Below are 21,913 nucleotides of genomic sequence, written 5' to 3'. Positions count from 1 at the left end.
TGAGCGGCGACGGTCCTTAGGCACACTGGGGCCATCTTAGCCAGGGCGGAAGTCAGACCTGTAGAAGGGGTCTGGCTTCCGCTGCCGCAACGACCACCGTCCAACGAGCACCGCATTTTGCGCGGCGTACCGGTGTCAGGATCCCGATCGCCCTGTCACCGGTCCGGCGCTTGACTGCTCTCGGGCGGGCAGTGGAGCCGCAGGCGACGGCCGGTACAAGAACGGCCAGACCTGCAGCTCTCTGCTATCGCCGCCGTGTCAGCACACGGTCAGTGCTCCAGCGCCAACAACAAGGCCGCCGACCAGCTGAACCCCTGAGAGCACGTCGCGGAGCCGTCCGACGAGTCGTAGTTCTCCATCAGCGGACCGTCGCCCAGCATCCCGGCCGCGTTCGCGCGCAGCTTGTCCGCCAGCGCCGCCGCGTCGTCGGTGTAGCCGTAGCGCTTCAGGCCCTCGATGGCGAAATACGCCTGGTCTATCCACACCGAGCCACGCCAGTAGCTGGTCGACTCGTAGTACGGCGAACTCGCCGCTACCGTCGGGAACGGCAGATGCGTGTTGAACTCCGTCGGCGACACCAGATTCGTGCGGACGGCCGCCGCTTGCTCCGGCGTGGCGACGCCCGCCCACAACGGCACCACGCCCTCGATGCCGCGGCCGCGTTCCGTCAGCAGTTCGCCGGTGGCCAGTGAGATGTCGTAGAACCAGCCGCTGGCCGGGTCGTACATCTTCTGCTGCACCGCGGACGCCACCGCTGCGGCGGAGGCCTGGAAGCCGGCGGCGTCGGCGTGGCGGCCCAGGCGATCGGCGATCTGGGCCAGGACACCGCTCTCGGCGGCCAGGTAGGAGTTCAGATCGACGGACTCCTGGGTCAGCGAGTAGCCGACAGTGTTCCCTGAAGCATCAGTGTTCGGCACCACTTCGGTGCCCAGCGCCGCGTCGAAGCGCGGTGCGTCGTCCATCCCGCTCTCCCACGCCGCGGCCAACCGCTTGTCCTCGTCGGTGACGTTCACGGGGTCCACCGTCGAGCCGTACTCGGCCAGCCCGTTGTGGTCGTGGTCTCGGTTGCGATACCACCAGTCGTGGTACGCCACCAGTTTCGGATACATCTCTTCCAGGAAACCGACGTCGCCGTTGCGCTGGAACACCGACCACACAGCCCACGCGGCCAGCGGCGGCTTGGAGTTCCGCTCGTTCCAGTTGCCGCCGCCGTGCGCCGGGTCGTTGTAGAAGATGCAGTCCGGGATCATCCCGGCGTCCTGCGGACGGTCCAGGCTGGCTGCTGTGACCTGGTAGTCGAACATGGAGCGGATCTGCGACTCGGCCAGGGCCGGGTCGAACACCGCAGTGCCGACCGCCTGCTTCCAGCTGTCCCAGGACCAGAAGCCGCTGAACCACTTGTTGGAGATCGACGGCGTCACCCCGTCGCGCCGCAACGCCCCGGCGGGGCTGCGCCAGTTGGTGATCAGCGTCTCGACCGACTTCACCGCCAGCCGCTGCCGCTCCCCGACGGGGACGCCGCGCGTGGCGGCAGTGACGTAGCCGCGCCAGCGCTGCTCGTCAGCCGCGGCCACCGCCGACGGCGCCGCCAGGGTGCGGGCCACGACCGGCTGCTCGGCGGCGTAGTCCGAGGCGGTGAACGTGTACGACTCGGTCCATGTCAGGGCCCGGCTACCGTGGGGCTCCAGGGCCAGTGGCTCGTTCAGCGTCGTCGTGTAGGAATCGTCGGCCACCGAAGTCGTCACCGGCTCGGCGTGTGTCACCTGGAACTTCTCGGTCCCATCGGTGAGGTAGTCCTGCGTCTGGCGCACCTTTGCGAACCCGACCTCGACGCCGGTCGCTGTCGCCTGCAACGACGGCGCGCTCTTGATCGGCTCATCAGCTGGCCGCAGCAGCGACCCGGTCCACCCCGCGCCGAGCGTCCGGGGCCGACCGCTCGTGTTCTCCACGAACGCCTGCACCATCGCCGTCCGGTTACTGACGTAGCGCAGCTCCATCGTGACCCGCAGGTCGTCGACGTCGAAGCTCTGCCGCAGCAGGCCCGGCAGCGAGGTGAAGGCCGGGTTCAACGCGTTCGCCAGGTCGATCGCCTGCCCGCCCTCGGACAGCGTTAGATGGCTGATGCCCTTGCTCAGCCACCACGGATACTCCTGCGCGATGTACAACGGCCCCGTGAACGCGCCGTACGAGGCGGTGTTCCCGGCCTTCGGCAGCGCATAGGCGTGCCACGCCCCGAGGTCGGCGAACACTCCGATCGGATTCACATTATTGGTGGGATCCCCGGGCAGCGCCGTGCTTGGCACCCCCTGCAGATCCAGAACGTTCGCGAACGTAGCTGGTGACTCCGAAGCGGTTTGCGCCGCGGCCGCCGGATCGACGCGACCGGCAGCGAGCGCCGGCGCGGCGGCGGTCTGTGATGAACGGGACATGATCATCTTCCTGGCTTCAGGACCGCGGCGCCTGCCCCGGCCAGATGAGAGGGACGCCCGGTCAGCAGATCCACCGCACCGGAAGGTGCGGCGGACCCGAGATCGACTGGATGAGCGTTGTGGTGGGACAAGAGGTGGTGCGAGGCCACCGCGGCGATCCCTGGTGCGATGGTCGTGCGTCCCGGCCGATCGTCCGGCCGGTGTCGAAGCCATGTGCCGGCGGTCGGACTCATGCCTGGTGACCCCGCAAGCGCGGCCACCTCTGCCGTCGGCGCCATGGAATCCCTCTCTACGTTGACCGGTCCACAAAAGTGAAACGAAACGTAGCCCCTCGGTTTTGTAATCGTCAATAGTCCCGATCGCAGCGAATCGGTGAGCGGTGCTGCGGACCTGGTGGCCCTTGCTGTTGCTGCCGGAAGGACCTGCATGTCAGGGCACAGATTCCGGGTCGTCGCAGTCATGGTTGACGAGAGCGACATCTGCCGTTAACGTTCGACGCCACGGAGCGTAGACCGGTCAATGGAACACGGGGTCGCACGTCGCTCACCGATCAAGTCCCACATCGCACCGCTTCCTGTGAGCGATGCCTTCAACCCGTTGAAGGAGCGATACGTGTCTTATCAAGGCTCAACCGAGCGAACCGTGCGCCGACCGTCTTCGCCAGGCGTCGCAGCATTTTCGGCAAGGCGCGTTCAGAGCCTCATCGTCTTGGTGTGTGCGTTCGCGGTGGCGGTCGCTGTGGCCGGCCTGCTTTGGTGGCCTCACCACGACGCCGCCTCCGGCCCGACCAAGTCGGCGGCGTCGACCGACGTCCTGGGACGTCTGGCGCCGACGGGCAACGTGCACCTGGTGGCGTTCCTGGCCACCCAGCCTGACACCGCGGCCACCCCTTCGCGCAGCCAGGCTGTCGAGATCACAAGTCTGCTGACCCAGTATGGCGCCAAGGGACTGACCGCGGAGATCGTCGATGAGAGCGGCGCGACCGCGAGCGCTTTGACCAACACCTACTACGACTGGCAGCTCGGGAATATCCGCCTGACCGGCGACCCCGGGCGCGTTCGAGCCAGTCAGTACCAAGTGACCAACGCACCGACGACCTTGCTCATCGACGACAAGGGCACGGTCCTGGCCCGTTGGGACTCCTACGTCCTGACCGCCCAAGCCGCCCAGATCATCGCCGGCAAACTCGCCTGACGCTGGCGAAGCGAGCGCCGACCACCGAACCGCTCACCGTTCGGCAGTGATCGCAGAGTTCGACCATCAACGTGCGCCGCTATCCGCACCGCGGTTCCGTAATCACTGATTTGTCAAAGGAGTGACAGATGTCGCACAGACACCGCGTCGGCGCCCGATGGCGCCGGCGGCTCGTGGGCTTGATCGCCGCCTTAGCGATCCCGGTCGGCTATCTCACGTTCGTCGCGGCGGTCCCGGCGCAGGCCGCAGCCTCCGCGCACTACGTGGACTGCTCCCAGGGTACGAACGGCAACGGAACGCAGGCCAGCCCGTGGAACAACGTGGCGTCCGTCAACGCCGTCACCTACGGCGCCGGGGATCAGATTCTGTTCGCCCGGGGAACGACGTGTAGCGGTGCACTGCATCCGGCCGGGTCGGGCTCGGCTGCCGCGGCGATCTCGATCGACGCGTACGGCACGGGTGCGCTGCCGGTCATCAATGACGGGTCCGCAGACAACGCTGTTGTGGAGCTGAACGATCAGTCCTTCTGGGACATCAGCAACCTGGAGATCGTCGGTGGAGTGCACTTCGGCGTGTACATCACCGGCAACACGGCAACCGCGAGCCTGCATCACTTCCACCTGACCAACCTGAACGTGCACGGCGCGACCTTCGACCAGAAGAATCGCGGCCTCGACGGCGAGGTCTACATCTACCCGAACGTCGCGGGCGAGACGATCAGCGACGTCGTGATCGACAGCGTGACCGCGCACGACAGCAAGGTGTCGGAGGGAATCTTCCTGGGCGGCTACTGGGGCGCCTTTCCAGTGGGATCACCCGTTCCGCCGTCGAACGCGACCTTCGGGTCGGGGTTCACCATCGAGAACTCCTCCGCCTACAACGTCAACGGTGACGGCATCCTGCTCACCGCGATGAACAACGCACTGGTCACCCACAGCGTCGTCCACGACTCCGGGCAGTGCTGGCTGAACAACGCCACCGGCTGCAGCAACAGCACCCCTTCAGGGCTGTGGCAGTGGTTCTGCCACAGCTGTACCGAAGAGTACGACGAGTCCTACGCCAACCACTCGACCGGTCTCGACGGCGGCTCGTTCGAGTTCGACGACGGCAACCAGAACGACACCGTGCAGTACAGCTACGGCCACGACAGCGACGGCTACTGCATCGGGACCATCGACAGCAACTACGACGTCAACAACACCTTCCGGTACAACGTCTGCGCCAACAACCAGCAGCACTCGGGCGGAACCATGCCCGATGTGCTGGTGTCCGCCGGCGCCGCCAGCGCGCCTACCACCACCAACATCTATAGCAACACCTTTTACCACAGCCCGGGCGACGGCCACCCGTGGCTCGCACAGGGCGCCCACCCCGCCCCCTCACACGCAGTCATCAAGAACAACATCGTCTACTCCACGCTGCCGGAGATGGTGAACGCCACCTCCACGGCGACCCTCGACAACAACCTGTTCTACGTCAGCGGCGGCAGGACGCCCACGTTCACCTACGACGGCACCGCCTACACCGGACTGGCCGCCTACCAGGCCGGCAGCGGACAGGACAGCCACTCCCTGGCCGCCGACCCCAAGCTCAACCTCGCCGGCAACGACAGCGTCGGCATGCCGACGCTCGCCTACAGCCTGACGCCGGGTTCGCCGGCGTTCGGTGCCGGTACCAACGCGTGTGCCGGCATCACCGGCTGCGACATGGGCAGCCATGACTTCTACGGCAACCCCGTCACCACCACCGGCACGCACAACATCGGTGCCTACGACGCGCCGACCGGCCTGGAGGTCATCCAGAACGCCGGGTTCGAGTCCGGAGACTGCACCGGCTGGAACTGCTATCGCGGCACCACGGTCGTGGCCGGCAACGCCCACTCGGGCAGCTACGCCGTGCAGACCCCGCCGAACGCCGGCGCCGAGCAGACCATCACCGGCCTGACTCCGAAGACCACGTACACCCTCACCGGCTGGGCCAAGAGCGGGACCGCGGGTCAGTGTGAATACATCGGCGTGAAGAACTTCGGCGGCGCCGAGGCCCGAGGATGCGCCAACACCACTGCCTACACCGACCAGACTGTCGTCTTCACCACCGGCGCGACCAATACCAGCGCCACCATCTATGCGTGGAACGCGTCGGGCAACAGCACCCCCGGCTACGGCGACGACCTCGCCCTCAGCGTCGGGGCGCCCTCGACAGTCGGCGAGCTGGTGCTCTCGGCGTCGAGCACCTGCCTGGACGTGCCGGGCGGCAGCACCACCAATGGCACCCAGGTCGAGATCTGGACCTGCGGTGGCGGTGGCAACCAGACGTGGACGCACACCTACTCCAATGCCATCCAGGTCTACAGCGGTGCCAGCCTCAAGTGTCTGGACGACCTGGGCGGCGCGAAGACGAGTGGTAGCCCGGTCGGCATCTGGAGCTGCACCGGCGGAACCAATCAGCAGTGGGTCCTCCACGCCGACGGCACGATCACCACACCGGCGGCGTCCGGACTGTGCCTGGGCGTCCCGAACGGGCAGGCCGCCAATGGCACCCTGATCACGCTCCAGACCTGCAACGGCGGCGCCTATCAGAAGTGGGCCATGCAGTAGGAGACACAGCTGACCTGGTGCTTGGGAGCAGTGACGGTCCTTAAGCACTCTGGGACCGCGTCACGCAGGGGGCGGAAGTCAGAACTAGTAGGAGGGGTCTGGCTTCCGCTCCGTCGCCTGTCCGGCGCCGTCTGCCGCGGGCCGGTTGCCAGCAGCTCAGGCCTAAGGATCGGTTTTCTTGGCCCGGTTCGCTCCGCCCCACAGCGAACCGGGGTTGGCGCGGTCCGGGTAAAGCGTGAGCATGGCCTCGTAGAGTTCAGTCGCCGTCGCAGTCTGGGCGTCGAGCCGGTTGAAGTCCGCCAGGTACTGCTTGGTCTCAGCGAGGATCTGCGGGTCGTCGGGCAGGTCGGGGTTCTTGTGGCCGGCCACGACGTACTCCGGGTCGAGGGCGGCGAGTGTGTCGGTGGCTTGCATCCATTCCTGCCGCGATTCCGTGCTGGTCTCGCCCAGGTACTGGTGGATCCCGTTGTAAGCGACGTCCCCGGCCACCACCAGCCGCAGATCCGGCACCCACAGCGCCGTGCTGCCCTCGGTGTCGGTGAAGCCGGTCTCGATGACCTTGAGCGGATGTCCCTCCAGGGTGAAGCTGTCGCCGTCGAGGACCTCGGGGAACACCTGCGGTTGCGGTACCTGCCCCGGAAAACGCGCGATCCAGAAGTCGTCGATGAACGGCGGCGTGCCCTCGAGCTTCGCCTTGGCCGCCACCGCTGCGCTGGCAATGGCCTTGGCGTCGGGAAACGCTTCGAGGAGCTGTTTGACGCCGAAGGCGTGGTCGCCGTGGCCGTGCGTGAGGTAGATGTAGGCCAGGTTCCGGTCGTGGGCTTTGACCCAGTCGACGAGCTGCTGGTTCTGCTCGATGGTGAGGAAGGTGTCCACCAGCACGGCGTCACGCTCACCGAAGATCAGCGTCGCGGTGTTGACCACCCACTGGAGCTCGTCCTTACCCGGCGGGAGGTCACGGGTGAGGCCCGGCCGACGCACACACAGCGTGTCGTACTGCAGCGAAGATGCGGACTCCGACATGTCGCGATCGCCTTCCCTTCTCGCGGGGACAGTCTCGTGGGGACAGTCCTGCGCCTCACACCGACGCAAGCCCATTGCACCCCGGGACCTCCGGACCCGCCACCGCTCTGCGACCGAGGTCAAGCGATGTCGCGTGTCGGTCGCGGCACCGGTCCGGTGGAATCGCGGACGGTGAGATGAGTGGGCAGCACGATGGTGTGAAGCGCCGAGGTCGTCGTGGCTTTGAGCCGCGCCAGCAGCATCGACGCCGCGACGCCGCCGGCCCGCTCGATCGGCGCGGTCAGGGTGGTCAGCGGCGGGTTGCAGAAGTCGGCGCCGAAGATGTCGTCGCAGCCGACCACACTCAGTTCGTCGGGTACGCGGACGCCGCGCTCGCGCAGCCGGTTCAGCATGCCGATGGCGAGGAGGTCGTTGTAGGCCACGCAGGCGGTGGCGCCGGTGTTGAGCACCGCGTCGGCGGCCGCCGTGCCGGACTCCTGGACCGGCGAGAACGGGCCGACCATGCTGACGTGCAGCACCAGCCGCCGGCCGGCGATGCCCATCGCGCGCCAGCGCGCGCCGTTCGGCCACGAGTTGGACGGACCGGAGACGTAGGCGATCCGCCGGTGGCCGAGCGACGCAAGGTGTTCGACGGCGTGTTGGACGGCGCCGGGCGTGTCGATGATGACGCCCGGGTTGTCCCGCAGGTTGCGGTTGATGGCCACCAGCGGCATCTCCTCGGCCAGCGCGCTCAGCGCCTTGTCGGTCAGGCGGGACCCGGCGACTATCGCGCCGTCCATCGAGCGGCGCATCTTGTGCAGCACCTCCACTTCCAGCCCGCCCGCGTTCTCCGCGATGTCGATGAGCATCTGTGCGTATCCGGCAGCGTTCAGGGCGCGCTGCGTTCCGCGGATGATCCCGAAGTAGAAGGGGTTCGTCACGTCCGACACGAGCAGCGCGACAGTCTCGGTGCGGCCCGAGGTCAGGGCGCGCGCCTGCGAGTTCGGGACGTAGTTGAGCTGCTGCGCGGCCGCCTGGATGCGTTCGCGCGTCGCCGGGTTGACCCGGCCCGGGTTGTTCAGCGCGCGGGACACGGTCGAGGCGGCCACATTGGTCACTCTGGCGATGTCGTTGATGGTGACCGGGCGGGCCTGACCAGGCTCGGGGTGGCTGCGCATAGGTTCATGAAACCTCTGATGGCAACTGATGGCAAACGATTGCCGCCCGGATGCCGCTCGGGTTGACTCCCAGCAGAAGCAGCGGCCCACGACAAAGCCGGCGGACGTGGGCGAGGCGCTCCGACTGCGACTGCGACGCCGTGGCCATGGGGTCCGAGCTGCGCACATGACGTTTCCCGCTCGAACGGCCGCCGCTATCAGAACACAGAGAAAGGTCGAGCACTGTGACCAGCGTTGGATCCGAACTCGTCAGCCGTCTCGACGGCTTGCTCTTCTTTCCCGTCACCCCATTCCATCGGCTCGACGACGGCCGAGCCGCAGGTGTCGACCTCGACGCCTTCGCCTCGCACGTCGCCTCCCGCGTCGATCTGCGGGATACGCCGATCGGCGGTCCGGCCGCGGTCTTCGCCGCCTGCGGCACCGGTGAATTCTGGACCCTGAGACTGGACGAATACACCGACGTCGTGCGTACCGCTGTGGCGACCGCCGCTGGGCGCGTCCCGGTGATCGCGGGCGTCGGATACGGTGTCGAGATCGCCAAGGGATACGCCGCAGCCGCCGAGGCGGCCGGCGCCGACGGACTGCTGGTGTTGCCGCCGTATCTGGTCAACGGGACGCAGGCGGGTCTGCGCGACCACTACACCGCCGTGGCCGCGGCGACCAGTCTCGACATCATCATCTACCAGCGTGACAACGCGATCTTCACTCCCGAGTCGGCAGCGGAGCTCGCCGGCGTGCCGAACATCGTCGGATTCAAGGAGGGCAAGGGCGACGTCGACCTCATGCAGCGCATCGTCAGCGCCGTCCGGCAACGCCACGGGTACGACGCGCTGCATTTCCTCAACGGCCTGCCGACCGCTGAACTGTCGCAACTCGCCTACGCGGGCGTCGGTGTCACGAACTACTCCTCGGCGGCGTTCTGCTTCGCACCCGACATCGCGATGGCCTTCTACAGCGCGTACCGGAACCACGACGCCGTACTCACCGCGGAGCTGATCGACCGGTTCTACAAGCCGCTGGTCGAGCTCCGCAACCAAGGCGTCGGGTACGCCGTGTCCTTGGTGAAGGCGGGCGTCCGACTCGACGGGTTGGACGTCGGGCCGGTTCGGCCGCCACTGTCCGAGGCGCGCCCCGACCACGTCGAGCAGCTGGCGGGTCTCATTGCCGACGGCCGCCGGGTCCTGGTCGAGCACGGCGTGGTGGTGGCCGCCTGATGCCCGGCTCCGATCGCCGCACAGGCGACCTGCTCGTCGTCACGGCGACAGCCGTCACCCCGGTCGCGGTCCAGGATCCGCCGCTGCTCAACGCATCCGGATGCCACCAGCCCTACCAGCTGCGTTCCATCATCGAGGTGCACACCGCCGCCGGGATCACCGGTATATCCGAGGCCTACGGCGACGACGCGACCCTGGCCCTGCTGGCCGTCGGCGTCGCTGCGCTGCCCGGGCTGGACGTGTTCGACCTGCACGGTCTGACCAGCCGGGTCACGGAGGTGCTCGGGAACGTCGTGTCGAGCAGCTTCACCGAGCTGATCGGCCCGGCCAGCCGCGACAAGACCGTCGCGCAGGTCGTCGGAGCCTTCGAGGTCGCGCTCTTGGACATCCAGGGCAAGGCTTTGGGCCGACCGGTCGCCGACCTGCTCGGCGGCGCCGTCCGGGACACGGTGGACTTCAGTGCCTACCTGTTCTACAAGTGGGCCGAGCATCCGGCGGGATCGTCGAGTTTCGCCCCCGATGACTGGGGAACCGCCCTCGACCCAGACGGGATCGTCGCCCAGGCCCGCCGCATGGTGGACACCTACGGCTTCGGCTCGCTCAAACTCAAGGGCGGAGTCTTCGCCCCCGAGGAGGAGATCGAGGCTGTCAAAGCACTGCGAGCGGCCTTCCCGGACCATCCGGTGCGCCTGGACCCCAACGCGAACTGGACCGTGCAGACCAGCCTGCGTGTCGCCAAGGAGTTGGAAGGCGAGCTCGAATATCTGGAGGACCCGACACCAGGGATCTCGGGCATGGCCGAGGTGGCGGCTCGGACCTCGCTGCCGTTGGCCACCAACATGTGCGTGACCGCGTTCGCCGACATCCCCGAGTCGGTACGCCTCGGTGCGGTGCAGGTGATCCTGTCTGACCACCACTTCTGGGGCGGTCTACACCAGTCGCAGCGACTGGCCGGCATCTGCGACACCTTCGGCCTGGGGCTGTCGATGCACTCGAACACCCACCTCGGGATCAGCCTGGCCGCCATGACCCACCTGGCCGCCGCGACGCCGAACCTGACCTATGCGCTCGACACACACTTCCCCTGGAAGACCGAGGAAGTGATCCAGCCCGGGGTTCTGAACTTCTCGGGCGGAGCGTTGCGGGTGCCCACCGGCCCCGGCTTGGGCGTGGAGATCGACCGCGACGCCCTGGCCCGACTGCACGAGCAGTACCAGCGATGCGGCATACACAGCCGCGACGACCTCGCGCACATGCGCCTGGCCCAGCCGCATTTCACCGGCCGCCGGCCGAGGTTCTGACATGGCGCGGTCTTTCGACGCCGGCGCGTACCTGTATCCGTGGGATGTGGTTGGCGACCCTGAGGCAGCGAATCTGATCGCCGATCTCGGCGCCGACCATGTGACACTGGCCGCGGTCTACCACGCCACCAGGGCATTGACTCCGAGACATCCGCGGCACCGCGTCGTCGTCGCAGACCACAGCGCGGCCTATTTCCCGCCTGACACCCGCCTGTGGTCCGGGGCCGGCCTGCGGCCCGCGCCTCAGGCCTGGGTCCACGGCCCCGACCCGTTCGGGGCAGCCACGAGAGCGCTCGCGGCGGCGGGGGTGTCGACCCACGCCTGGGTCGTGGTCAACCACCGGGACGCGCCGCCCGGAGCCGACGTCGGCGCCGCCGTGGTCAACGCCTATGGAGACCGATACGAATGGGCGTTGTGCCCCGCGCGACCACTGATGCGCGACTACGCCGTCCGCCTGGCCGCCGATGTCGCAGCTCGGGAGGACATCGCAGGAATCGAGTTCGAAGCATGCGGCTGGTATGGCTTCGACCACCTGCACGCCCACGACAAGGTGGCCGGGATAGCGCTGGACGAAGCAGAGCAGTTCCTGTTCTCGCTGTGCTTCTGCGAGTTCTGCAGGGCGGAATACCTGCTTGCGGGTATTGATCTCAAGTACCTGAGGGAAACCGTCACGGGGGCCCTGGACGGACGGTTCAGCGGATCGGCCGGTCGGCCCGACCCCGAGGCGAGTCCGAGCCAGGCGATAGAGACGACGCTCGGGCCGGATCTGGCACTCCCCGTACTGGCGATGCGCGCGCGCATCGCGGACCGGCTTCGCTCGGAGGTCGCGAAGACTGTTCGTGACCGGCGTGGTGATCCCGATTTCTCCGTGGCCTTCCACGCAAGCCCGCAGCCGTATCGAACAGACGCCAACACCGGCCTGGATCCGGCCGCACTGCCGGCCGAGGCCGACGGCGTCGTCGTGAAGTGCTGGGGGACTCCGGATGGCGCGGCCCAGACCGTTTCCCTCACCACAGATGCGGCGCGAACCGGCTTGCGCGTCTTCGCCGGCCTGCAGGGTGTCGGAGGCTGGGGCGCCACCGCGGAAGGCGCACTGGCAACGCTGGATGCCGTGCGTTCGGCGGGTGCTTCCGGCGTCCGGATATACCACGCCGGGCTCGCCGGATCCGGCGATCTCGATCTCATCCGAGCCCTGATCGCCGAGGCACATCGTGAGCTCTGATCCGGAGAACACTGATATCTGGTCCGTCGACGCGCGCACCGGCGGACGCGTCGAACGTGTCGGGTCCGTCACGACGGCGCAGGAGCTGCGCGCCGTCGTCCGCGCCGCCGCGAGTACCGGCCCCCAGCTCCAAGCCGCAGGCCTGGCAGGGCGCGCGAGGTTCTTGCGGACCGCGGCCGACCGGCTGGAGGAGGATGCCGAGGAGATCGTCGCCTTGGCCGACCGAGAGACGGCGCTGGGTGAGTCCAGGCTCCGTGCCGAGATGGCCCGCACGACCTTCCAACTGCGATTCATGGCCGAGGTCGCCGAGGACGGCGCATGGCTCGACGCGACGATCGACCACGCCGATCCGGCGGCGGCGCCCGCACCTCGGCCCGACGTCCGCCGAAGCCAGGTTCCGCTCGGACCGGTCGCCGTGTTCGCGGCCTCCAACTTCCCGCTCGCCTTCTCCGTCGCCGGCGGCGACACGGCCAGCGCGCTCGCCGCCGGCTGCCCGGTCATCGTCAAGGCTCATCCCGGACATCCGGCGACCTCGCAGCGATGCCTGGTCGCCTTGCGGGAAGCCGCGACGCGGTCCGGGCTCTCCGCCCATGTCGTCGGCATGGTCCACGGACTTGCCGCAGGGCTCGAACTGGTACGGGATCCGCTCGTGCGAGCGGTCGGCTTCACCGGATCGACTGTCGGCGGGCGAGCGCTGTTCGACGCGGCCGCCGCGCGCGCCGACCCGATCCCGTTCTTCGGCGAGCTGGGCTCGGTCAACCCGCTGGTCGTCACGCCGATCGCAGCCCTGGAGCGGGCCGGAGCGATCGGCGCGGGACTCGCCGCGTCGTTCACGCTCGGTGGTGGCCAGTTCTGCACCAAGCCGGGTCTGGTCCTCGTTCCCGCCGGTGCCGATGGTGATCGCTTGCGTGCGGCGCTCGCTGCGTCCGTGGCGCCGCTTCCCGCACCGGTCATGCTCACATCCGGCATCCGCCAGGCATTCGTGGCGGGGCTTGAGGCCAGGATGGCTCTGCCCGGTGTCTCGGTCGTCGCGCGGGGTGTCGGCGACGATGCCGCCTCGCCCCGCGTCATGTTCACCAAAGCCATGGACATCATCGACGAGGAGCGGCTGGCGCTTCTGCTGGAGGAGGACTTCGGTCCGGTGGTCATCGTGGTCGAATACGCCGACGAAGCGGAGCTGACCGCGGTGCTGTCACTCGTCCCGGGCTCACTCACCGGAACGGTCCACAGTGGCTCGAACGAACACGGCCCGGACTCGATGGCCCATCGCGTCGCCGTGGTACTCGCGGCGCGGTCCGGCCGGGTCGTGTGGAACGGCTATCCGACAGGTGTGGCGGTCACGTGGGCGATGCACCACGGCGGCCCGTACCCTTCGTCGACCTCGACGGCGACCTCGGTCGGCGCTGCCGCGATCCGCCGCTGGACCAGAACGGTCTGCTGGCAGGATGCCCCGGCCGCCTCGCTGCCGGCGGAACTTCAAGAGGACAACCCGCTGGGAGTCCCTCGGCGGATCAACGGAAAGTTGGTTGTCAGTGACTGAGCATTCCCCGTCGAAGACGGTGCTGATCACGGGTATCGCCGGCGGCGTGGGTGCCCTCGTGCGCGATGGCCTGGCCGATCTGGGCTGGACGATCCGCGGGTTCGACCTGGCCGCGCCGAGTGAGCCGGGCGAGGACTGGATCGTCGGCGACATCACGGACGCCGCCGCTCTGGACGAAGCCATGGCAGGCGTCGACGCGGTGATTCATCTCGCGGGCATCCCGGTCGAGGCCCGGTTCCCGAAGATCCTGCACGTGAACATCTTCGGCACCTACGAGGTCTTCGAGGCCGCACGCCGTGCCGGTGTCAGGCGTGTGGTCTACGCGAGCAGCAACCATGCCGTCGGCTACCACCGGCGAGCCGATTTCGTCGACGAGGACGTCAGCGTGGACGTCCGTCCCCGTCCCGATACGTACTACGGAGTCAGCAAAATCTTCGGCGAGGCGCTCGGCTCGTTCTACGCGGACCGCCACGACATGTCGGTGGCCTGTGTCCGGATCGGTGCGTGCTACGCGCAGCCGTTCACCCGGCGGATGCTCGCCACCTGGCTCAGTCCGGGCGACGCTGTACGGCTGTTCAACGCCCTCCTCGTCGCGGATTTCAAGTACGAGATCGTCTACGGCGTCTCCGCGAACACCCGCGCCTGGTGGGACCTCGCCCCCGCGCGCCGCCTGGGCTTCGAGCCGAAGGACGACTCCGAGGTCCATGCCGCCGAGCTGCTGGCCGGGCTGGCGCCGCAGCTTCCGGACGACCCGGAGGCGGTGTTTCTCGGCGGCGACTTCACGGTGCGCAGGCCCGACTGATCCGTTCTGGTCCGGGCTGTCGTGCCGGCTGGGGTCCCGGGGCTCCACCAGGCGGTGGGCCCCGGGTCCGCGGCGCGCGCCGGGCTTTGCCATCTCAGGTCCGGAGCTGGCGTGGTGGAGAAGCCGACCAGGCACAAAACCTCGTCCGATTCCGCAGGGAGGAAGGGGACCGTTCCCGTGCCGCACGGTTACCAGAGCCCGAACCGGCTCCCAGCGCGACCGAATGCAGGCGTTGCACGCCGGACCGCGAAGGGGAACGCCGCGTTCGTTATCGACTGGCGCGGCTACCGGCGCTTGACCGTGTCGGCGATGCCGGAGAGTTTGTTGAAGTAGCCGACGATCGAGTCGCGCCACAGCGCCGAATGGGTGATCTGGCCAGCGAACTTCTGCGCCACCTCGTGGAAGCGTCGCTGGTCGATGTGTCCCTCCAGCCGGGCCCAGGCCTGGGAGTACAGCACGACGCGAGCCGCACCGTCGTAGTGGGTGTCGTAGATGTGCTGGATGACCGTCTTCCCGGACTTCAGGCGATAGGTGTACGGCACGTGGTGGAAGAACAGCAGCAGGTTCTCCGGCGTGGTCGTGATCTCTTCGAAGATCGTCGCGATGCCCGGGGCGTACTCGTGGCTGTATCCGGAGCCGGTTGCCCGGGTGCGGTCGTAGCCGACACCATGTGCGTCCGCGTGGGTGGTCGAGGCACGGACCCGCGGTTCGGGATAGAAGTGGTCGCCCTGATTGCAGAGCATTCCCAATCCCAGCGGGGATGTGTAGTCCTCGTACGTGGGCCACGACGTACGCAGCAGTGTGGTGATGGTCTCCACGACGACGGGGTCCGTGCCGAAGGTTGGCCGGATCCATTCCTCGGTGATGACGCTCTCGTCCAGACCGGGGTCCCAGGCGAGTCGTCCGAACCCGTAGGCGTTCGCGGCCGCCAGGTGGTGGCCGGTCCAGTCGGCGTCGTCGCCGAAGCCTGCGACTCCGGCGAACCCGCCGTGCCGGTAGCGCGAGAGCAGGTCCCTCAAGCGGGTGCCGTCGTCGGTGACGGGCGTGTCCAGGTACGTCTTCCACTGCGGTACCAGGTAGCACAGGTCGGTGGACTGGCCGGTGTACTCCTGGGTGATCTCCAGTTCGCAGGTCAGATTGGTGTGCGGCATCGCTCCGAAGAGCGGGTGGATCGGTTCGCGCACCTGGAAGTCGACGGGACCGTTCTTGATCTGCACGATGACGTTGGAGGCGAAGGACCCGTCGAGCGGCGTGAAGAGTTCGTAGGACTCCTTGGCCCGGTCGGGATCGCCGACGCCGTACACGAAGGCCCGCCAGAAGACCAGACCCCCGTGGTTGTTGAGGGCGGCGGCGATCATGTTGGCGCCCTGGGCGTGGGTGCGGCCATAGGTCACGGGCCCCGGCTCGCCTTCGGAGTCGGCTTTGATGAGGAATCCGCCGAAGTCGGGGATGGCGGCGTAGAGCCGGTCGGCCGTCTTTGCCCACCATGCTCGCACCGCATGGTTGACAGGGTCGGCGGTCGGAAGTCCGCCGACCGTCATCGGGCTGGCGAAGCTCGGGCTGATGAACAGGCGGATGCCGTAAGGACGCAACCGGTCGGCGAGTTTGACGAGGTCGGCGTCGCGGGCGGAGTCGAGGAGCTTCTTGTTGGCCGACCGGTTCGCGTTGACATTGGTGACGCACACGGCGTTGATGCCGATCGAAGCTGCGGCGCGGGCGTAGGCCTGATGCCGGCTCGGGGTCGTCACGCAGGTGCCGTTGGACCAGAATATGGACTGGCCGCCGTAGCCGCGCTCGACGCTCCCATCGAGGTTGTCCCAGTGGTCGAGCATGCGGACCGGGTTGGCGGGAGACTCGGCGATGTCGAGATGATCGATGGCGCTGCCGGTCTGGAGCAGGCGCAGGAACGCGAACGCGCCGTAGAGCACTCCGGCGGCTCCGGTGCTGGCGATCACCGTGACCCTCCCGGGCCCGTAGCCGGTGGTGCGGATGGCGAAACCCTCGTCTCCCAGCGACTTCAGTTTGTCCGATTGGAAGGTACGGGCGACGACGGGAGAGGCGGCCAGGGTTCCCAGGACCACCGCGCCGGGCCCGGTCACACTCCCTTCGGTACGGATCGCCTGTCCGAGCAGGCTCCGCAGGCCGGAGGTCAGTTCCTCCGCGGCGGACCGAACCATGGCGCCGGCTGCCTCGACAACCAGGTACGACACGGCACTGCGGTAGGCGCTCAGCAGTGTCTGGTCACTGATGAGCCGGTAGCGCAGCCATAGTTCGTGGCCGTCCTCATCGGGGGGCGGGTTGCCCGCGGCAGCTTTGCCGATCGGAGCAGCGTTACCGACCGAAGTGGATACGCCGACGGTGCCGCCGGCAAGGGCGACAACGCCCACAGTTTGCAGCAGGCCTCGGCGTGATATCCGGCTCATTTCTACCCCTCATTGAGTGTAGTGGTGCTGAGACTTTGTGACGACATCTGATCGGAACGCAGAATGCGTCGGCAGCGTATTCGGTCGAGGAAATCGCGCAGGCTCTTGCAAGCCGCCTGCCTGCGGCCCAGACTGGGCGCCTGCAATCCGGGCCGCGCACCCCGCAAGGCGTCCACTGCGTCTGGGCGGCCTCGCCGAAACGTCGTCAGATTCAGCATGTGACTTGCCTGTAACATGTCTGAATCGTGAGGGGATCGTAAAGTTGTTGCGCGGAAGGCGTCAAGGCTGCATGGCAACAATGGACGCGGGTTTGCCAAATACGCGCGCTTCGCGAGGATGACGTTCAACGGGCCTTGATCTCGAACATCGGACAGGGGTTCAGCCGACTTCTCGATCAAGGTGTTCTCGTAGGCGATCGGAGAGTTCTGTCTTAGACGGGAGCGTCTGCAGGTGTTGTGGCGGTCGGCGGATCCGAACACCGTGATCTGGGCCTCGCGGTAACTGGCGAAGCCAGCCGCGCCCTGGTGAACCGCTCCGGGGTTGCTCCTCACTCTGAGCCCGGGGTGCATTTGTGCCTGTCATGTGGTCCGGGTCGTGGGGTCGCCTTTGTGTGAGAGGCGGTGGGCGTGACTTGTCCGCGTCGGCGGCTTCGATCGGTGCGGTGCCGAAGTAGTTCGCCTAGGCTGCCGCGGTGGAGGACCGGTCGATGTTCTCGGTGCGGGACGATCAGCCGGGCGGCCATGACCGGGCCGATCCCGGGTGTCGACATCAGGGTGCTGTCGACAGGCCTGGCCACGTCGGCGCAGCTGTTCGGCGTTTCGCAGCCGGCTGCGCGTTCAGGGCGCGATGTTCCGCCACCGGCTGAGCCTCGCCCTGCGGATGTTACGGCTGCTGGTGTGTCGGGTCGCGTCGTTGGTCATGGCCGGACGTCGTCCGTTTCAACGGTGGTCAGGCGTGGCGCCCTGCCGGCCGGGCGGTTCGGGATGTGGGACGGCCCGTGTCGGGGCGAGAGCGGTGAACCGGGTCTCGGTGTCGTGGAGCATGCGGTCGCGCTGTTCAGGGGTTATGCCGGTGACGCGGTCGAAGTTGATCCACCGCAGGTCTCTGATGCCGATTTTGCCGAAGGTGCCCTTGAACAGGATCTTCGTCAGGGGATCGCGGTACCACCAGCGGTAGGCCTTGTCCGGGGTGGTCATGACAGACAGGACGGTGACGGCCTGCAGCCGGGGCATCAGGTTGCCGAACGGGTTGCCTTTGGCGTCGGGCAGTTCGGCGAAGACCACGCCCTTGGTGAGTACGCGGTCCAGGAATCCCTTTGTGGCCGCGGGCATCGCTTCCCACCACACGGGGAACGCGAACACCAGGTGGTCGGCGGTCAACAAGCGGCGCTGGTAGTCGCGCACCTGCGGGTCGACGGTGCCGGCGGCCCGCCAGGCAGCCAGATCTGCCGCGGTCATCGCCGGGGAGAACCCGTCGGCGGCCAGGTCGATCAGGTCGACCTGGTGCCCGGCGGCAGTAGCTCCGCGGATGGCTGCGGCTGCCACGGCGGCGGTGAAGCTGCGGCGGTGCGGGACGTTTTCGGCCGAGGCGAGCGTGTAGGGGTGGTCGAGGATTAGCAGGACCCGCATGCGGTGCTCCCGTCGAGTGGAAATAGTTTCCCATGCAACGGTTGCACTTCAAACTGTTGCCTGTCAAACGAGCGAGTACCCTGGGCACCATGGACACCGCGCCGCCGATGCCGGACGACCTGGCCACGCTCTGGTACCTGACCCGCCGCGTGGCAGGCCTGATGGACCGCGCCGGGGAGGCGCTGTTCCAGCGGGAGCTGGGTATCTCCCTGGCCCAGTTCCTCGTCCTGTCCGTGGTCGACGCTCGCCCCGGGCCGATGAACCAGCAACAGGTCGCCGACCGACTCGGCCTGACCAAAGGCACCGTCAGCCGCCAGATCGACAACGCGGTGTCCGCCGGCCTGATGGAAGTCCAGCCGTCCCCGCACAGCCGCCGCGAGAACACCCTCACCCTCACCACGGCAGGCACCGAACTCGTACGACGCGGCGACACCGCGTTTCACCAGGCGCGTGCAGCCGTCCTGCCGCCGGCCGACCCCCACGACATGCACGCCGCGCTCCGCGTCCTGGCGGCCGTGAACGACGCGCTGGACCCCACAGCACCTGACGTCCCGCCCCGCCAGTAGCCGATGGCCCCGAGGGCCCTCACCGGGCAATCGCGGTCAAGCCTTATGAGCTTGTATAGGTCCAGGTCACGCTGTCCGTATAAGTGAGTCCGCCGCGGGTGCCGGTCACGGTGACGATGTTGGACCCGGGCGCGAGGGTGACCGGCCAGTTGTAGATGTGGTCGCCGGACGTGACGGTGCCCTGTGATACGCCGTTGAGTGTGAGCGTGGCGGCATCGACGTTGCCGTAGACCTTCACGGTGGTCGTTGCGCTGGTGCGGTTGGTGAAGCGGCGGCTGGTGATGTAGACGAACGGGGTGGTGGTCCAGTTGGCTTTGTACCAGTAGAAGGCGTCTTTGCGGACGGCGCGGTCGTAGGTGACCATGCCCTTGTCGTTGCGGCCCGGGGTGTCGCCTTCGTGGCGGCCGTCGGAGGCGAAGTCGAACATGTTCCACACGAAGGTGCCCCACAGGTAGGGCCGGGCCTGGATCTGCTTCCAGGTCCCCTCGTGCAGCAGAGCCTGATACTCCTCCGGGTGCCAGGTGGAGCCGGCGACCGGAATCGGCGGGTTGTCCTGGTGCTGGTAGATGCTGGCGCCGGCGCCGTATTCGCTCACAGCGATGGTGCGCGCAGGCTCGCTGGCGTGCAGTTTGTCGGCCCAAGGGCCGAAGTCGGTGATGACGCCGCCGTACCAACCGTTGTAGACGTTGAACCCGGCGGTCTGGGTGTGCGTGACCCGGGTGTCCGAGCCGCCGCCGGCCTGGGCGTAGGTCGAGATCCGGCCCGGGTCCTCAGTGGCGGCGAGGTGGGCGAGGGTGTCGAGCAGGGTGTTGGTCGCGGTGTCGTTGGAGCCCTGCTCGTTGCCGATGCTCCAGAACATGATCGAGGGGTGGTTGAAGTTCTGGCGGATCAGTTCCCGTAGTTGCTGCTGGGCGTTGGCGGTGAAGGTGGTGCTGTTGGTGATGGCGTTGACCAAGGGGATCTCGACCCAGATCACGTAGCCGCGCTGGTCGGCCAGGCTGTAGACCTGTTGGGCCTGCTGGTAGTGCGCGGTGCGCAGGGCGTTGACGCCCATCTCGTCCATCAGGTCGAAGTCCTGGACGTGGTCGGCGGGGCTGACGGCCCAGCCCATGTTCAGCCGGTCCTGGTGCCGGTTCACGCCGTGCAGCCTCAGGTGGGCGCCGTTGAGACTGAAGCCGGCGTTCGCATCCAGGCTGAACGAGCGCAGCCCCAGGGGGACAGCGACCGCGTCCACGACGGTGCCCGAGTCGGCGTCGTGGATTTCCACGGTGGTCGTGTAGAGGTAGGGGTCGGCGCGTCCGCGCCACAGCCGAGGGTTGGCCAGCGTCACCGTCTGAGTCACCTCGTCGCCGCCGGCCGCGGCCACGGTGCGCACCCCGCTGGTGGTGTCGGCGACTACCGCGCCGCCGGCATCGGTGATGACGGTGCGGACTTGCACGTGCCGTGTGCTGCCGGAGTTGTTCCAGTACTTGGTCTCCACGTCCACCGTGGCGCTGCTCGTGGACACCGAGCGCTGCCGCACGTAGACGCTGTCACTGGCATAGTCCAGCATCCGGATCGTGAGTGGGTCCGTCACCACAAGGCTGACGTCGCGGTACATGCCACCGCAGAACGTGAAGTCGGCCGACAGCGGCGCGATGTCCGCGTTGTGGGCGTTGTTCACCTTCACCGCGACCACGTTGTCCACGCCGAGCTTGAGGGCGGAGGTGGCGTCGAACCGGAAACGGGCGTAGCCGCCCTGGTGCTGGCCGAGGTGGACGCCGTTGACCCAGACGTCGGCGACCGTGTTCGCGCCGTCGAACTGCAGCCACAGCTTCTTGCCGGCCAGCGCGGTCGGGGCAGTGAAGTGCCGGCGGTACCAGCCGATACCGCGGTAGTAGTCGTTACCGCCGTCCTGGCCGTCCAGCGCGTTCCAGGTGTGTGGCACGCTGATCGGCGTCCAGGCGGAGTCGTCGAACGCGGTGGCCTGAGCGCCGGCCACATCGGTGCGGACGAAGCGCCAGTCGCTGTCCAGGCTGAAGCTCTGACGAGGCGAAGGCGGGGTGTAAGTGGACGTGGCCGCTCGGGCGGTCGACGTCGCGACGGACAGTCCGGTGGCGGGTACTGCGGCTGCCGTGAGCGCGGTCTGAAGGATTCTGCGTCGGGTGACGGGCATGTGGTGCCTCCGATCGATGGCTGGGCACGACGAGATCTGCGGCCTGGCGCTGCTTCGCGAGTGGCGGGAGCCGAGGCACGTACGGCGGTGGCCCCAAAGGAATTACTGCGTTGCGTGAAGGGCCGACTGTGCCTTTTGTCGTCGCCGAGAACGTAATCCGCATCGAGGTACTTCGCAAGGTGTCGAGTGGAAATCCCAACCCGCACAACGACATTGGCCAACTTGTCGTGTACCAGACTGGGCCCGCCCCAGTCCGCTGCCGACTCCTGCTGGTCACGGTCAGAGATGGCAAGTCTGTTGCAGGATCCGCCGATCTTCTTGACGCGTGCAAATATCCGGGTGTTTCATCTGTGTTGCTGTTTGTCGTCAGCAGTGCCACAACTGCACGGCGCGCCAAAGGAATGTTTCACGCCTTCGTCATGAAACATGTCGCACGGCACCAATAGGGGTCGCGCCAATTGCGGCGCCGGAGCCTGGCGCTCGGTCCCTCAAGCCGAGCGCCAGGCGGTCCGTCACCGCGGAACGCGCTTGAAGCGTGCTAGGGCAGGGTCCATTTCTGGTTGGTGCCGCTGTTGCAGTCCCAGATTTCCAGTTGGGTGCCGTTGGTGGTGTTGGATGCGGGGTCGTCCAGGCAGCGTCCTGATTGGCTGCTTTTGAGTGTG

The 21,913-nt window shown here is 67.5% G+C and carries 15 protein-coding genes; 8 read left to right on the top strand and 7 right to left on the bottom strand.

Features of this window, described 5'->3' with window-relative positions; translation table 11 throughout:
- Window positions 1-269: 269 nt before the first annotated feature.
- Window positions 270-2,429 carry an MGH1-like glycoside hydrolase domain-containing protein gene (locus GWK61_RS02105; RefSeq protein ID WP_194904301.1) on the bottom strand — a complete coding sequence of 720 codons (2,160 nt, stop codon included), beginning with the start codon at window positions 2,427-2,429 and terminating at the stop codon, window positions 270-272.
- Window positions 2,430-3,155: 726 nt separating this feature from the next.
- On the opposite strand from GWK61_RS02105, the gene GWK61_RS02100 reads away from it, so the two are divergent.
- Together GWK61_RS02100 and GWK61_RS58285 are read left to right on the top strand one after the other, a co-directional pair.
- Window positions 3,156-3,623, top strand: a complete 468-nt coding sequence (locus GWK61_RS02100) for a hypothetical protein (protein ID WP_194904299.1) — start codon at window positions 3,156-3,158, stop codon at window positions 3,621-3,623.
- Between the two features lie 128 nt (window positions 3,624-3,751).
- Complete coding sequence (locus GWK61_RS58285) at window positions 3,752-6,220, top strand: ricin-type beta-trefoil lectin domain protein (RefSeq protein WP_194904298.1); 2,469 nt, start codon at window positions 3,752-3,754, stop codon at window positions 6,218-6,220.
- A 162-nt stretch (window positions 6,221-6,382) separates the two neighbouring features.
- On the opposite strand, the gene GWK61_RS02090 is transcribed toward GWK61_RS58285, so the two are convergent.
- Window positions 6,383-7,243 carry an MBL fold metallo-hydrolase gene (locus tag GWK61_RS02090; protein WP_194904296.1) on the bottom strand — a complete coding sequence of 287 codons (861 nt, stop codon included), beginning with the start codon at window positions 7,241-7,243 and terminating at the stop codon, window positions 6,383-6,385.
- 119 nt (window positions 7,244-7,362) lie between these two features.
- Complete coding sequence (locus GWK61_RS02085; protein ID WP_194904294.1) at window positions 7,363-8,400, bottom strand: LacI family DNA-binding transcriptional regulator; 1,038 nt, start codon at window positions 8,398-8,400, stop codon at window positions 7,363-7,365.
- Window positions 8,401-8,624: 224 nt separating this feature from the next.
- On the opposite strand from GWK61_RS02085, the gene GWK61_RS02080 reads away from it, so the two are divergent.
- From GWK61_RS02080 to GWK61_RS02060, 5 genes are read left to right on the top strand one after another with little or no spacing between them, the layout of a single operon-like run.
- Window positions 8,625-9,614 carry a 5-dehydro-4-deoxyglucarate dehydratase gene (locus tag GWK61_RS02080; RefSeq protein WP_194904292.1) on the top strand — a complete coding sequence of 330 codons (990 nt, stop codon included), beginning with the start codon at window positions 8,625-8,627 and terminating at the stop codon, window positions 9,612-9,614.
- Complete coding sequence (locus GWK61_RS02075; protein WP_194904290.1) at window positions 9,614-10,915, top strand: glucarate dehydratase family protein; 1,302 nt, start codon at window positions 9,614-9,616, stop codon at window positions 10,913-10,915. Before GWK61_RS02080 ends, GWK61_RS02075 begins: the two co-directional genes overlap by 1 nt.
- Window position 10,916: 1 nt before the next feature.
- Window positions 10,917-12,137, top strand: a complete 1,221-nt coding sequence (locus GWK61_RS02070) for a hypothetical protein (RefSeq protein WP_194904288.1) — start codon at window positions 10,917-10,919, stop codon at window positions 12,135-12,137.
- The gene (locus GWK61_RS02065) at window positions 12,127-13,677 is read left to right on the top strand and encodes an aldehyde dehydrogenase family protein (RefSeq protein WP_323747374.1); all 1,551 of its coding nucleotides are present in this window, start codon (window positions 12,127-12,129) and stop codon (window positions 13,675-13,677) included. Before GWK61_RS02070 ends, GWK61_RS02065 begins: the two co-directional genes overlap by 11 nt.
- The gene (locus tag GWK61_RS02060) at window positions 13,670-14,479 is read left to right on the top strand and encodes an NAD-dependent epimerase/dehydratase family protein (RefSeq protein WP_323747373.1); all 810 of its coding nucleotides are present in this window, start codon (window positions 13,670-13,672) and stop codon (window positions 14,477-14,479) included. Before GWK61_RS02065 ends, GWK61_RS02060 begins: the two co-directional genes overlap by 8 nt.
- 284 nt (window positions 14,480-14,763) lie before the next feature.
- Here the strand turns inward: GWK61_RS02060 and GWK61_RS02055 are convergent, their stop codons facing one another.
- Together GWK61_RS02055 and GWK61_RS02050 are read right to left on the bottom strand one after the other, a co-directional pair.
- Window positions 14,764-16,902: an alpha-glucuronidase family glycosyl hydrolase gene (locus tag GWK61_RS02055; protein ID WP_194904284.1), complete on the bottom strand. Its 2,139-nt coding sequence runs from the start codon at window positions 16,900-16,902 to the stop codon at window positions 14,764-14,766.
- Window positions 16,903-17,840: 938 nt separating this feature from the next.
- Window positions 17,841-18,530, bottom strand: coding sequence for an NAD(P)H-dependent oxidoreductase (locus GWK61_RS02050; RefSeq protein ID WP_194904282.1), 690 nt, complete (start codon window positions 18,528-18,530; stop codon window positions 17,841-17,843).
- Between the two features lie 89 nt (window positions 18,531-18,619).
- On the opposite strand from GWK61_RS02050, the gene GWK61_RS02045 reads away from it, so the two are divergent.
- A complete protein-coding gene (locus GWK61_RS02045; RefSeq protein ID WP_194904281.1) occupies window positions 18,620-19,096 on the top strand; it encodes a MarR family winged helix-turn-helix transcriptional regulator in 477 nt (158 codons plus the stop codon).
- A 43-nt stretch (window positions 19,097-19,139) separates the two neighbouring features.
- Here the strand turns inward: GWK61_RS02045 and GWK61_RS02040 are convergent, their stop codons facing one another.
- Both GWK61_RS02040 and GWK61_RS02035 read right to left on the bottom strand, forming a co-directional pair.
- Window positions 19,140-21,251 carry a glycoside hydrolase family 2 protein gene (locus GWK61_RS02040; protein WP_194904279.1) on the bottom strand — a complete coding sequence of 704 codons (2,112 nt, stop codon included), beginning with the start codon at window positions 21,249-21,251 and terminating at the stop codon, window positions 19,140-19,142.
- Window positions 21,252-21,789: 538 nt separating this feature from the next.
- The coding region (locus GWK61_RS02035) for an RICIN domain-containing protein (RefSeq protein WP_194904277.1) at window positions 21,790-21,913 on the bottom strand (124 nt) is incomplete at its 5' end.

It is taken from the genome of Catenulispora rubra (genome assembly GCF_015356825.1).
Taxonomy (GTDB): domain Bacteria; phylum Actinomycetota; class Actinomycetes; order Streptomycetales; family Catenulisporaceae; genus Catenulispora; species Catenulispora rubra.
The sequence above is the reverse complement of the archived record's forward strand: the minus strand, read 5'-3'. Positions and strand labels throughout refer to the sequence as shown.